This window comes from Lentzea sp. NPDC058436 (assembly GCF_042721515.1).
Classification (GTDB): domain Bacteria; phylum Actinomycetota; class Actinomycetes; order Mycobacteriales; family Pseudonocardiaceae; genus Lentzea.
This window is the reverse complement of the sequence record NZ_JBHXLF010000029.1, coordinates 35,322-47,708: the sequence shown is the minus strand read 5'-3', so window position 1 is coordinate 47,708 and position 12,387 is coordinate 35,322. Positions and strand designations below refer to the sequence as shown.

Annotated in this window: 13 protein-coding genes and 1 tRNA gene; 12 read left to right on the top strand and 2 right to left on the bottom strand. The window is 69.7% G+C overall.

All coding sequences use genetic code 11. From position 1 onward, the window contains the following. Positions 1-3: 3 nt before the first annotated feature. The 10 genes from ACFWN2_RS43025 (at position 4) to ACFWN2_RS42980 (ending at position 9,790) form a co-directional block, all read left to right on the top strand. Complete coding sequence (locus ACFWN2_RS43025; protein WP_382436436.1) at positions 4-561, top strand: hypothetical protein; 558 nt, start codon at positions 4-6, stop codon at positions 559-561. 83 nt (positions 562-644) lie between these two features. Continuing rightward, positions 645-1,238 (top strand): hypothetical protein, encoded by a 594-nt coding sequence (locus ACFWN2_RS43020; protein WP_382436435.1) that lies wholly within the window; start codon positions 645-647, stop codon positions 1,236-1,238. 5 nt (positions 1,239-1,243) lie between these two features. Beyond that, complete coding sequence (locus ACFWN2_RS43015) at positions 1,244-1,786, top strand: hypothetical protein (protein WP_382436433.1); 543 nt, start codon at positions 1,244-1,246, stop codon at positions 1,784-1,786. 48 nt (positions 1,787-1,834) lie between these two features. Continuing rightward, a complete protein-coding gene (locus ACFWN2_RS43010) occupies positions 1,835-2,407 on the top strand; it encodes a hypothetical protein (RefSeq protein ID WP_382436432.1) in 573 nt (190 codons plus the stop codon). Between the two features lie 140 nt (positions 2,408-2,547). After that, positions 2,548-5,316, top strand: a complete 2,769-nt coding sequence (gene topA / locus ACFWN2_RS43005; protein ID WP_382436430.1) for a type I DNA topoisomerase — start codon at positions 2,548-2,550, stop codon at positions 5,314-5,316. A 184-nt stretch (positions 5,317-5,500) separates the two neighbouring features. Then, a complete protein-coding gene (locus ACFWN2_RS43000; protein ID WP_382436429.1) occupies positions 5,501-5,767 on the top strand; it encodes a hypothetical protein in 267 nt (88 codons plus the stop codon). A gap of 81 nt (positions 5,768-5,848) precedes the next feature. Next, positions 5,849-7,876 carry a bifunctional MFS transporter/dTMP kinase gene (locus tag ACFWN2_RS42995; RefSeq protein WP_382436468.1) on the top strand — a complete coding sequence of 676 codons (2,028 nt, stop codon included), beginning with the start codon at positions 5,849-5,851 and terminating at the stop codon, positions 7,874-7,876. Between the two features lie 21 nt (positions 7,877-7,897). Continuing rightward, positions 7,898-9,094 carry a DNA polymerase III subunit delta' gene (locus ACFWN2_RS42990; RefSeq protein ID WP_382436427.1) on the top strand — a complete coding sequence of 399 codons (1,197 nt, stop codon included), beginning with the start codon at positions 7,898-7,900 and terminating at the stop codon, positions 9,092-9,094. After that, complete coding sequence (locus ACFWN2_RS42985; RefSeq protein WP_382436426.1) at positions 9,087-9,431, top strand: hypothetical protein; 345 nt, start codon at positions 9,087-9,089, stop codon at positions 9,429-9,431. Before ACFWN2_RS42990 ends, ACFWN2_RS42985 begins: the two co-directional genes overlap by 8 nt. A gap of 5 nt (positions 9,432-9,436) precedes the next feature. Beyond that, on the top strand, positions 9,437-9,790 hold the full coding sequence (locus ACFWN2_RS42980; protein ID WP_382436425.1) for a hypothetical protein: 354 nt from the start codon (positions 9,437-9,439) through the stop codon (positions 9,788-9,790). A 2-nt stretch (positions 9,791-9,792) separates the two neighbouring features. Here the strand turns inward: ACFWN2_RS42980 and ACFWN2_RS42975 are convergent, their stop codons facing one another. Continuing rightward, entirely contained in the window at positions 9,793-11,151 is a 1,359-nt protein-coding gene (locus tag ACFWN2_RS42975; protein ID WP_382436424.1) for a hypothetical protein, read from the bottom strand. A gap of 109 nt (positions 11,152-11,260) precedes the next feature. Between ACFWN2_RS42975 and ACFWN2_RS42970 the strand changes: the two genes are divergently transcribed. Then, positions 11,261-11,334, top strand: a tRNA-Thr gene (locus tag ACFWN2_RS42970). A gap of 64 nt (positions 11,335-11,398) precedes the next feature. Then, complete coding sequence (locus ACFWN2_RS42965) at positions 11,399-11,743, top strand: hypothetical protein (protein WP_382436423.1); 345 nt, start codon at positions 11,399-11,401, stop codon at positions 11,741-11,743. Here ACFWN2_RS42965 and ACFWN2_RS42960 read toward each other — a convergent pair. After that, complete coding sequence (locus ACFWN2_RS42960; RefSeq protein WP_382436422.1) at positions 11,727-12,380, bottom strand: HNH endonuclease family protein; 654 nt, start codon at positions 12,378-12,380, stop codon at positions 11,727-11,729. The genes ACFWN2_RS42965 and ACFWN2_RS42960 overlap by 17 nt on opposite strands. Between the last annotated feature and the right edge of the window lie 7 nt (positions 12,381-12,387).

Genomic DNA, 12,387 nt, shown 5'->3' with positions numbered 1-12,387 from the left:
CCCATGCGCCGCACAGTCATCGCAGTTGTGACGAGCTGCCTGCTCGTGGTCTCCGCGTGCAGCAGCGGAGGTTCGTCCTCGACCACGCCCACGGCCAGCGAGGCCGACGTCGTGGCGTGGATGGACAAGGTCTGCGGCGCCGTCGACGGCACCGTGAAGTCGATGTCCGACGAGCCGCCGATCGACATGAACGACCCGTCGACGCTCAAGACCGGCCTGTCGGACTGGCTCGGCACGAAGGTCACCGCGGTCGACAAGTCGATCGCGGACCTCAAGGCGCTCGAGAACGGCCCGCACCCGAGGTCGAAGGAGCTGGTCACGGCCGCTTCCTCCGGCATGGAGCAGATCAAGACCCTGCTCTCGGACACCAAGTCGAAGCTCGACTCGGCGGCCGACGTGAACCAGGTCGTCGCCGCCTTCACCGAGATGGTGGGCAAGGCGGGCGACCTGGAGAAGGCGGGCGCCGACGTGCAGAAGAAGTTCGACGAGACGGGCCTCGCGGGAGCCGCGCAGAAGGCGAACAACTGCAAGGGTCTGCAGACCACTCCTCCCACCACCTGACAGGCGAAAACGGCGTCTGGCCGGATCACTCGAACGTGTACTGTTCGGCGATCCGGTCAGACGGTTTCCTGGGGGAAATCACCGTGAACGCACGTTCGTCGATCGCTGCTGTCTGCGTGGGCCTCGCCCTCGCCGCGTGCAGCACGCCACCACCGCCCGCTCCGGTCCAGCAGGCCGCACCCACGACCACCACTACGGCGGACGTGCCGGGCGCCGACCCGGCGGTGTGGTTCGACGCCTACTGCGGCCCGATGGGCGTCATGCAGGTCGGACGGCTCCAGCTCCAGGGCAAGGGCCGGGAGGGCATGGCCGCGGTCAAGGAGGCCGCGGTCGGCTGGGTGGTGGCAGCGGCGGCGTCAGACCGTGCGGCGGCGGATGGGCTGGAGAAGCTCGGCCCGATGGGCTCTGACGTGCGCAGCCTGCACGAGCGGCTGGTCAAGGAGCTCCGGGCGGAGGCCGTGAGCTTCGACGACAGGTCCGCGCGGCTGCGTGCGCAGGCGGCCGACGACAAGTTTCCCGATCGGTACCAGCAGATCATGTTGGGCTCCGGTGGCAACGAGAGGATCGAGGCGCTCTTCAAACAAACCGTGGAGACCCCGAAGTACACCGAGGCGTTCCGCGCGAACAAGGTCTGCCAGGAGTGGCAGGCGCTGGCGAAACAGGGCGGGGGAAACTAGTCCTCGTGAGGACACGTCTGCTCGCCGCTCTGCTGACCGGTTCCGCTGTGCTGACGGCCTGCGGCTCCGACGCCGACAAGCCGATCACCGACGCGCAGCGGCAGTGGGTGGACGCGGTCTGCGGTGGTGTCGCTCCCGGCGCGAAAGCGGGCGCTGAGCTGCGCAAACAGGATCCGGCGGACCCGGCCGCGGTCAAGTCCGCGTACGTCGGTCTCGTCACGTCCAACGCCACCGCGTTCACGGCCGCGGAGAAGAAGCTGAAGGACCTGGGCGCGCCGGAGGACGACCTCGACGGCGTGCACGAGCGGTTCCTCAAGTTCGCCGGGGAGTCCGCGAAGTCGTACGGGGCCGCGCAGGCTCCCGTGCAGGCGCTCGCACCCGACGCGCAGTTCTGGGACAACGCCGAGAAGGTGCTGGCCGACACCAACGTCGTGACCACACCGGAAGACCTCCGCGCGACCTTCCAGGAGCTGGAGAAACGACCGAAGTACGCCGACGCCCTGGGGAAGTCGCAGACGTGCGACGGGCTCAGGGACACCGGTCTGTAACTGCAGTCCCACTGGTCACAGTCGAACGTCTGTTCTACCCTGTGGGCCGTGGTTGGGCAGCTGTCCTTCTTCTCGGCCGAGGCGCGGAACCCGGCCATGGCGGACCTCGCCGGCTTCCTCTGCGGGCCGGGTCAGGCCGTCAGCTTCGCGCGCGGTACGGCCGCCCGCGTGTACACCGAGCTGCGTGACGACTGGCGGCACCAGCCGCTCAAGCAGGCCTGCACCGAACGCGGCGTGACGACGGAGCTGTGCGTCAACGAGGCCGGCACGCACTTCGTGCGCACGCCGTTCCGCACCGATCTCACCCCTCTGGCCGCCCGCTGGCTGGACGGATCCGTCAAGAAGGTGCCAGCGGACTTCGAGCTGAACGGAGCAGTGCTGCGCGTCTGGGCGCTGGCCGCCGGCAGCTGGATGGAGTCCGCGTACCTGCTCGGTTTGGACCCCAACGCACCGCAGACACACCTGCCGTTGCAAAATGCCCTGCTCGCATCCGGACTTCCGTGCACCCTGGTAGGGGCACCGGCGTTGCGGGTGACCGGCCGGAGACGGCTGGCGCGGCTCGCTGAGCTGGTCGGAAGCCCTCCGCAGGGAGTGGCGATGAGCACCTGGCCGGCGGCCTGAGCGGGCAGTCGGGCATGGTTGTGTCACTCTGTCTCGTCGTACAGGCGTCGCAGACACACGACGGATGGTGTGCTTTTCGGCCGACGCTGGGCAACACTGGCGGGCCTGGGAACCGGGTTTGGAAGAGAGCGGGACGGCGAGTGGCTGGATCGACACGGACGAGAAAGAGCAGCGGAGGCGGGGGCAGCACCCGACGACTGGTGATCGTCGAGTCGCCCACGAAGGCGCGCAAGATCGCCTCGTACCTCGGCAGCAACTTCGTCGTGGAGTCCTCCCGGGGACACATCCGGGACCTGCCGCGCGGTGCCGCCGACGTCCCCGCGAAGTTCAAGGGCCAGGCCTGGGCCAGGCTCGGCGTGGACGTCGACCACGACTTCGAGCCCCTCTACGTGGTCTCCGCCGACAAGAAGTCGCTGGTCACCGAGCTCAAGGAAGCGTTGAAGGACGTCGACGAGCTCTACCTCGCGACAGACGGTGACCGCGAGGGCGAGGCCATCGCGTGGCATCTCCTCGAGACGCTCAAGCCCAAGATCCCGGTCCGCCGGATGGTGTTCCACGAGATCACCGAGTCCGCGATCCAGGCGGCCGCGGCCAACCCCCGTGACCTCGACCAGGACCTGGTCGACGCGCAGGAGACCAGGCGCATCCTCGACCGCCTCTACGGCTACGAGGTCAGCCCGGTCCTGTGGAAGAAGGTCATGCCGAAGCTCTCGGCGGGCCGCGTGCAGTCCGTGGCGACGCGTCTGGTCGTGGAGCGCGAACGCGAGCGGATGAAGTTCGTCTCGGCGAGCTACTGGGACATCTCGGCGCAGATGGACGCCGGCGAGAAGGCCACGCCGCGTCAGTTCGGCGCGCGTCTCGTGGCGGTCGACGGCACACGTCTCGCGACGGGCCGCGACTTCGGCTCGGACGGCAAGCTCACCGGCAAGGCCGACGTGGTCGTGCTCGACGAGGCCCAGGCCCGCGCCATCGCGGCCGGCCTGGAGAACGCGCCGGTCAAGGTCGCCTCCGTCGAGGAGAAGCCGTACTCGCGCAAGCCGTACCCGCCGTTCATGACCTCGACGCTGCAGCAGGAGGCCGGCCGCAAGCTGCGGTTCTCGGCCGACCGCACGATGCGCACGGCGCAGAAGCTGTACGAGAACGGCTACATCACCTACATGCGAACCGACAGCACGACGCTGTCGGAGACGGCGATCAACGCGGCCCGCACGCAGGCCACGGACCTCTACGGCGCCCAGTACGTCGCGGACAAGCCCCGCCAGTACACGCGCAAGGTCAAGAACGCGCAGGAGGCCCACGAGGCGATCAGGCCGGCGGGAGAGGTCTTCCGCACGCCTGGTCAGGTGGCCTCCGAGCTCGACTCGGACGAGTTCAAGCTCTACGAGATGATCTGGCAGCGCACGATCGCGTCCCAGATGGCCGACGCGCGGGGCAACACGACCAGCATCCGCATCCAGGGCCGCGCGGGCACGGGCCAGGACGTCACGTTCGCCGCGTCCGGCCGCACGATCACGTTCGCCGGCTTCCTCAAGGCCTACGTCGAGACCGTCGACGCCGAGGCCGGCGGTGAGTCGGACGACGCGGAGTCGCGCCTCCCGCTGCTGGTCAAGGACCAGGACCTGACGATCGCGGAGCTGTCCGCGGACGGTCACACCACCTCGCCGCCCTCGCGCTACACCGAGCCGTCGCTGATCAAGACGATGGAGGAGCTCGGCATCGGCCGTCCCTCCACCTACTCGTCGATCATCAGCACCATCCAGGACCGCGGCTACGTGTGGAAGAAGGGCGCCGCGCTGGTCCCGTCCTGGGTCGCGTTCGCCGTCGTCGGGCTGCTGGAGCAGCACTTCGGCCGCCTGGTCGACTACGACTTCACCGCGGCGCTGGAAGACGAGCTGGACGGCATCGCCGCAGGTCGGCAGGGCCGCACGAACTGGCTGTCCGGGTTCTACTTCGGCGGCAGCGTCGGTCCCGACGGCTCGATCGGCCGTTCCGGCGGCCTGAAGAAGCTGGTCGGCACGGGTGTCGAGGACATCGACCCGCGCGCGGTCAACTCGATCCCGCTGTTCAGCGACGACGAGGGCCGCACGGTCGTCGTGCGCGTCGGCCGCTTCGGGCCGTACCTGGAGCGCGAGGTCGACGAGGCCGCGCAGCGCGCGAACCTGCCCGACGACCTGGCGCCCGACGAGCTGACCAACGAGATCGCCGAGAAGCTGTTCTCGACGCCGCAGGAGGGCCGTTCCCTCGGCACCGACCCGGTCTCGGGCAACGAGATCGTGGCCAAGGAGGGCCGCTTCGGCCCGTACGTGACCGAGGTGCTGCCCGAACCGGCCGAGAACGGCACGGCGAAGTCCAAGGCCAAGGCGCCGAAGCCGCGCACCGGCTCGCTGTTCAAGTCGATGGACCTGGGCTCGGTCACGCTGGACGACGCGCTGAAGCTGCTCTCGCTGCCGCGCGTGGTCGGCAAGGACCCGGAGACGGGCGCCGAGATCACCTCGCAGAACGGCCGCTACGGCCCGTACCTGAAGAAGGGCACGGACTCGCGGTCGCTGACCGACGAGTCGCAGATCTTCACGGTCACGCTCGAAGAGGCGCTGAAGATCTACTCCGAGCCGAAGAAGCGCGGTCGCGCGGCCGCCGCACCGCCGTTGCGCGAGATGGGCAACGACCCGGTGTCCGGCAAGCCGATGGTGATCAAGGAAGGCCGCTTCGGCCCGTACGTCACCGACGGTGAGGCGAACGCGTCGCTGCGCAAGACGGACAGCGTCGAGTCGATCACCGACGAGCGGGCGGCCGAGCTGCTGGCCGAGAAGCGCGCCAAGGGCCCGGTCAAGAAGAAGGCTCCTGCCAAGAAGCCGGCGGCGGCGAAGAAGCCCGCGGCCAAGAAGGCTCCTGCCAAGTCCAAGAGCTGACGTCGAGGGGGTGGCGGTGCCGATCAACGAGTTCGGACCCGACGGGACTCAGGCCCCGCCGCCTCCCCGGCTGTACCCCGACCCCCTCGCGGGGCTGGTGACGGCTGACAGCTTCGTCTCTCCTCAATGGACCACTCTCAGCTCCCGTGTGTCCGTGCCTACACCTCCGGTGCCCACGGAGGAGATGCGTCAGGCGATCTACACGCAGATGCAGCGGGAACAGCGCCGGCGACCGCGTCCGCAGGCGCAGCGGGCTCCCCACCAGTACGCTCCGCAGCAGTTCGCTCCCGCCTACCAGGCGTTCGCTCAAATGCCTGCGCCGCAACAACAACAGCAACAGCAGCAACCCGCCCAGCAGACGAGTGGCGTGGCCGCGTTCATCGGCTGCCTGGTCGTCATCGCGTTCTTCGTGCTGGTACTGGTCGGTGTTCTCGGGGCGATCTTCAGCTAGCCGTGTTGTGAGTCCCGCTTCCCGGGTCACCACATCCGGTTACGCTGACCGCACGGGAGTGGCGACTTAGGGGTGACGGAAATTCAGGACGCGGACACACCGGCGACCGAGGCAGGCCAGGCAGGGCAGGCCCAGTCCAGCGTGTCCACGGTTCACCGGCTTCGATCGGTACTCGCCATCCGGCCGTTCCGGCGGCTCTGGCTCGTCACCTACCTGTGCAGCGTTGGTGACTGGCTGTCACTGCTCGCGTTGACCGGTCTGGTCTCCACGATGATGAAGAGCTACGAGTGGCAGTCGTTCGCGCTGCCGCTCGTCGTTCTCACGCAGTTGCTGCCGGGCATCCTCTTCGCGCCCATCGGCGGCGTGCTCGCGGACAAGTTCGACCGCCGCAAGGTCATGGTGATCTGCGACGTCCTGCGCGGCTCGTTGTTCGTCTCGATCGCGCTGGTCGGCTCCCCGATCTGGCTCTTCGTCGCGAACTTCCTGGTCGGCTGCTGCGCGATGCTGTGGATCCCGGCCAAGGAGTCGGCGGTCCCGAACCTGCTGCGCCGCCCCGACCAGGTGGAGTCGGCGAACCAGCTCGGCCTGGTGATGACCTACGGCATCTCCACGATCAGCGGCTTCGGCCTGTACTCGCTGATCTCGGGCATCCCCGGCTATCTGAACCTGCAGGGCGGGAACCTGGAGTTCAGCGTCGCGACGATCGCGGTGATGATCAACGGCCTGCTGTACTTCAGCTCGGCGATCCTGGTCGCGACCCGCCTGCCGGAGCTCTCCGGCCGTGTCTCGTCGACCCGCAAGAAGGACGACGAGGGCAGGCCAGGCTTCGTCGCGATGTTCCGCGACGGCCTGAAGTTCGCCGGCAAGACGCCGCTGGTCCGCGGCCTGCTCATCGGCATGATCGGCGCGTTCGCCGCGGCCGGTGTCGTGATCGGGACGGCCAAGCTCTACGCGTTGTCGCTGCTGGGCGGCGCCTCGACGTTCGGCCTGCTGTTCGTGGCCGTGTTCCTCGGGCTCGCGGTCGGCATGGCGACGGCGCCGCGGCTGGCCCAGCGCCTCGCCTACAACCGCCTGTTCGGCGTCACGATCGTGCTCGCCGGCATCTCGCTCGCGCTGGTCGCGTTCGCTCCGCACCTGTGGATCGCGCTGCTGACGGTGGCGCTGGTCGGTGCGTGCGCGGGGGTGGCGTTCCTGACGGGCCTCACGATCGTGGGCTCGCAGGTCGAGGACGACATGCGCGGCCGCACGGTCGCGCTGATCCAGACGTTGCTGAAGGTCGTGCTGTTCGGTGCCTCGGCCGGCGCGCCGCTGCTGCTCACGTTGCTGCAGAAGCGGCAGGTCAGCGTGTTCGGCCACCCGATGGAGGTCGACGCGAGCCGTCCGGTGATGCTCGGCGGTGCCGTGATCGCGATCGTGCTGGGCCTCGTCGCGTACCGTCAGATGGACGACCGCCGCGAGGAGCCGGTGCTGTCGTCGCTGTTCGCGGCGATCCGCGGCCGCCGGCACACCAAGGGCATGCTGATCGCCGTCGAGGGCGACACCCGCGAGGACACGTCGGTGCAGGCCAGGCGCCTGGCGGCCGTGTTGCGCGCCGAGGGCCTGGACGTGCTGCTGGCCGCCGACCCCGAACACGACGAACGCCGCCTGCGCACCATGCTGTCGTCCGCCGAACTGGCAGGCGTGCGCGCCCAGGCCCTCGTGGCCGCCGCCGTGCGCGCCGATGTCGTCGAACGGCAGGTGCGCCCCGCACTGGACGGAGGCTCCATCGTCGTGATGGAGCGCTACGTCGACTCACCGCTCGCGCACTTCACCGCCACGAGCTCGCTGGAGCACCAGGAGCTCGAAGGCCTGGTCGACTGGGCCACCGGCCGCCTGCGCCCGGACCTCACGATCCTGCTCGACCGGCCAGGGGTCGACGGCAAGCGCATCGGCCCTGAACACCACTGGCGCGTCCAGCGGTTGCTGAGCGAGATGGCCGCCGCCGACCCGGACCGCTACCTGGTCGTCGAGGCCGAGGGCGACGCCGACGAGGTGGCCGAACGGGTCCGCGCCGCCGTCGTCCCGCTGCTGGCGGCCCGCAAGCGCCCGGTCCCCGAAGCCGCTGTCTGACCCCGCTGGAAGACTGAACCCATGAGCGTGTGGGACGAGGTTGTCGGCCAGCCCGACGCGGTGGCGACCCTGTCGGCGTCCGCGGAGGCGGCGGCCGTGATCGTCGCGGGCGGCACCCCCGCCCCCGGCGTCATGACCCACGCCTGGCTCTTCACCGGCCCGCCCGGCTCAGGCCGTTCGTCGACCGCCCGCGCGTTCGCCGGCGCGCTGCAGTGCGTCGTGACGGACGACCGCCCGGGCTGCGGCGAGTGCACCGGCTGCCGCACCACGCTGCACGGCACCCACGCCGACGTGCGCGTTGTCGCACCCGAGGGCCTGTCGATCTCCGTCGCCGAGATGCGGGCGCTGGTCCAGATCTCCGCCCGCCGCCCCACCTCCGGCCGGTGGCAGGTCGTGATCATCGAGAACGCGGACCGCCTGACCGAGGGCGCGGCCAACGCGTTGCTGAAGGCCGTCGAGGAACCGCCGGAGCGGACGGTCTTCCTGCTCTGCGCGCCCTCCGACCACCCTGACGACGTGTCGGTGACCATCCGGTCGCGCTGCCGCCTGGTGTCGCTGGGCTCACCCCGTCCCGCAGCCATCGCCTCGGCGCTGGAGGACGTGGACGGCATCTCGCCGGAGATGGCCCAGTGGGCGGCCTCGGTGTGCGGCGGCCACGTAGGCCGCGCACGGCGGCTGGCCGCCGACGGTGAGTCCCGCTCCCGGCGCGAGGCCGTGCTGCGGATCCCGTTGGCGCTGCGCAAGCCCGCCGACGTGTTCACCTGCGCGGACGAGCTGATCAAGGCCGCCGAGGAGGACGCGTCCACCGCCAACGAGGCCCGCAACGAGGCCGAGCGCGAGGCGTTGGAGACCGCCATGGGCGCCGGCGGCACCGGCAAGGGCACCGCCGCCGCCACCCGCGGCGCCAAGGGCGCGTTGAAGGACCTGGAGAAGCGCCAGAAGTCGCGCGCCACGCGAACCCAGCGCGACTCGCTGGACATGGCGCTGGTCGACCTGGCCGGCTTCTACCGCGACGCGCTGGTCGTGAGGACCGGCTCCGAGGCCGCGCTGATGCACCCGGACCGGGCCAGCGACTCCAGGACGGCCGCGGCGCAGTGGTCGGCCGAGTCGATCCTGCGGCGGCTGGAGGCCGTGCTGGCCTGCAGGGAGGCCATCGAGGTCAACGTGAAGCCGCGCATCGCCGTCGAGGCGATGGTGACGACCCTGCACCGTGGCTGATCAGCTCCGGCCGGAGCTGGAGCGGCTGATCGCCGAGTTCCGGGCTGTCGCCCGTTCGCTGGTCGCCGCGCTGCCGAACCCCGACGAGGACGACGACATCCCCGACGAGGTGGAGGTCGGCGGCCGCACGTGGTGGGTCCACTGGCACGACCCGCACTTCTGCTGCGAGGACGAGGCGGGCGTGGTCGTGGAGGCGCACATCTACGACCCGGACCTGATCGACCCGTACTTCCTGCTGCAGTACGCCAGGACGGCCAGCGGCCACGAGGCCGTCGTGTCGGCGTGCCCTGCGGGGTTCCACGACATCGCCCGCCTGCTCGACCTGCACGGGAGTTGATCTCGTTGGCGAGACGCGCTGCCAGATCACTGCTGATCGGCGCGGACCGGTTCGTCTGGTCGGTCCGCCACTCCTGCGAGGACGGCTGCCGCGAGGTGGTGCGGCTGCGTCGCGACGGCGCGCCGGGGCAACTCGTCGTCGTGTTCCAGGCCGGCGGCGGGCACCTCGTCGCGGACGGGTTCATGCACGCGGGTCAGGTGCGGCACAGCGACGGGCGCAGCCTGAACCTCAACCGGCCCGGCGTGATCCGCGCACTGCTCGACGAAGCCTCCGCCCGAGGGTGGCAGGCCGAGGCCCGGCAACTCGACGGCTGGGAGCTGTTCGACGCGGTCGAGTCGCAGCAGAACCGGCGCGGCTGAGCTCAGCGCTTGCCCGCCGCCGTCCTTCCCCTGGCCGGCAGCGCCGCGAAGACCACGACACCCGCGAGCAGCAACGCCGTGCCGGTCCAGAACAGCGGGATCGAGTTGTAGGCGGCGTTGGTGTAGGCCAGCGGCGGCGCACCCTTGGGCGGCGCGGCCGGTGCGCCGGGCTGCTGCGGCACGTTCGTCTGCGGCGGCTGCGAGGTCCCGCAGATCACGCCACCCTGCGGCGCGGCGGCGCGCACGATCTGCTCGCCCAGCGAGATCTGCGCGAGCGCCGTGGGCAGGTTCGGCAGCTTGAGCTTGTCCGTGGGCAGCACCTGCACGTCGAGCATCCGAGCCGTGGCCCCGAGCTGGAACCCGCTGAACCCGTTGCCGGAGAAGCTCGCCTTCTTCTCGTTGAGCCCGGCGATCTGCAGCTTGACCACGACCAGGTCCAGCAGCAGCGGGATGTCGAGCGTCGGGTGGGCGGCGTCCAGCGTGCCGAGGTCCTTGCCGTTCTGGCTGACCTTCAGCACGGGCGCGGTGTACGCGATCTTCGACGTGGCCTCGTCCCCGGTCGCCGTGACCGTGAGCGTGGGCGGGCTGGCCACGTCGATCCGGATGCCACCGGCCAGCTCGACGCTGACGGCGCGCATCGTCGACGTCGACTCGACCGCCTTGTTCTTGCTGCCGGGCAGGTCGACGAGCTTGACGACGGAACTCGCTTCGAACGTGTCGGGGATGCTGATCAGACTCGTCTTCACCGGCAACGGCACCTCGGCCGGCAACGCGCTCAGCACCTCCAGGCCCGCGAGTGAAGTGCGAGACGTGGCCAGCGGACTGACGCACGGCCCGACCTTCTCGTCCCACCGCGCGTGCACGCTGCCGTTGAGCACCTTGAGCTTCGCGAGCGGCGTCTCCGGAATCGGCAACCCACCGTTCGTCGGCTGAGGGTTGTCCGGAATCGCCGTCTGCACCAACGTGCCGGGCGACTGCGGCGACCGCCCCGCCACCGCGAACCCGAACGGATTCGCCTGCGTCACCACCCGCTCCGTGGCGAGGAACGCCTCGGTGTTGACCTGCGCACTCGCCAGCCCGAGCCCGAACTCGGTCACCGACTGCTTCGGCAACTGCTCACCGAACCCGGGCAGGATCGTGCTCGTCGGCACCCCCTGCGGCCCCAGCCGGATGACGCTCAACCCGGTCCCGGCATCCCCGACGGCATGCGCGAGCGGCTGCGGCCCGTTCGGCGACGAGGCCGGCGGCTGGTTCGGATCACGTGGACCGGGCACCGGCGTGGTCGGAGGCTGGGCGAGGGCAGGCGCCGCGACGAGCGCGAGCAGCATCCCGGCCAGCGGCACGGACAACGATCGGCGCATGAACCGTCTCCTCGGCGGTGGGGAGGTGGTGACGTCAGTCACGGTCCGTACAACGAACCTGACCCCCGTGAGTAACGCGCTTGCGGGTCGGTTATAGTTATCGCGTCTCGCCGCCTTAGCTCAGTCGGCCAGAGCGGCTCACTCGTAATGAGCAGGTCATCGGTTCGATTCCGATAGGCGGCTCGGTGAGGCGGAAGGGCCAGGTCATTCGCTGACCTGGCCCTTCTGCTTTGTCTAGGCTGCTCTCATGGCTGTGATGCACGTGAGGAACGGCTCGTCGAGGTGGCTCGTCGTCTGGCTCGAACCGCAGGGCGAGGACCGCTGGCTCGAACGCGGCGAGAAGTTGTGCATCCGCACGGACAACACGGGTGATGAACTCGCTTTCGACGTCGAGTACCACGCGAACGACGAAGAGCGCGCCGACGGGATCGAGAACATGACGATCTACGTCGAGAACTGTTCGTACGACATCGACGTCACCGACGAAGAAGGCAACTTCGTCCAGTCCGGACACAAGCGTCCTGACGAGATCAACCGCAAGTGGGCCGCACGGCGGGCCGCGGCGGAGGAAGAGCTCAACCGCACGTCGTGAGTGCCTGCTCCAGTGCCGACCGTTCCGCCGGAGCGACCGACAGCTTGTAAGCCGCCTTCACCGTCACGTAGATCCGCCCGTAAGAACACGCGTACCCGTCATTGGGCGGCATCCACTCATCAGGCGTCTTGTCGCTCTTCGACTGGTTGACCTTCCCGGACACGGCGACGAGGTTGCGCAGGTCGTTCGCCGCGGCCAGACGCTGCTCGGGCGCCCACCCCGCCGCACCGCTGCGCCACATCTCCGCCAGCGGCACCACGTGGTCGATCTGGATCTTCGACACGCTGGTCACCTGCGTTGCGGTGTAGGGGTCGTCCAACGTGCCGGCCTGGACGCCGCAGCGGCCCGGTTTGCGTTCCACGCCGGTCAGGTCTCGCGCCAGGACCTGGCTGCGCTGGTCGCAGCCGTCGCCGTCGGTGTCGAACCACGGCTGGCCGAACACGCAGGCCTTGCCGTCGTCGCAGTCGCGGACGTAGCCGTCCAGACGGCCTGGTGCGGCCAGGGGGAGTGCCGCGAGAGAGGTGCGCGCGGCAACGGCGTCCAGGGTGCCCTCGGGTACCCGGTCCACCTGGGGGGCGGAGGACAGGGGTATCGCGGAACAGCCGGTCAGCAGGATGATCAGCAGCAACCACCGCATGGCGTTG

Bases quoted from the DNA above. Each gene is read 5' to 3' on its own strand.
- ACFWN2_RS42965 (WP_382436423.1), top strand. From the start codon at position 11,399: ATGGCTGTGATGCACGTGAGGAACGGCTCGTCGAGGTGGCTCGTCGTC.
- ACFWN2_RS43000 (WP_382436429.1), top strand. From the start codon at position 5,501: ATGCGTCAGGCGATCTACACGCAGATGCAGCGGGAACAGCGCCGGCGA.
- ACFWN2_RS42960 (WP_382436422.1), bottom strand. From the start codon at position 12,380: ATGCGGTGGTTGCTGCTGATCATCCTGCTGACCGGCTGTTCCGCGATA.
- ACFWN2_RS42975 (WP_382436424.1), bottom strand. From the start codon at position 11,151: ATGCGCCGATCGTTGTCCGTGCCGCTGGCCGGGATGCTGCTCGCGCTC.
- ACFWN2_RS43025 (WP_382436436.1), top strand. From the start codon at position 4: ATGCGCCGCACAGTCATCGCAGTTGTGACGAGCTGCCTGCTCGTGGTC.
- ACFWN2_RS42990 (WP_382436427.1), top strand. From the start codon at position 7,898: ATGAGCGTGTGGGACGAGGTTGTCGGCCAGCCCGACGCGGTGGCGACC.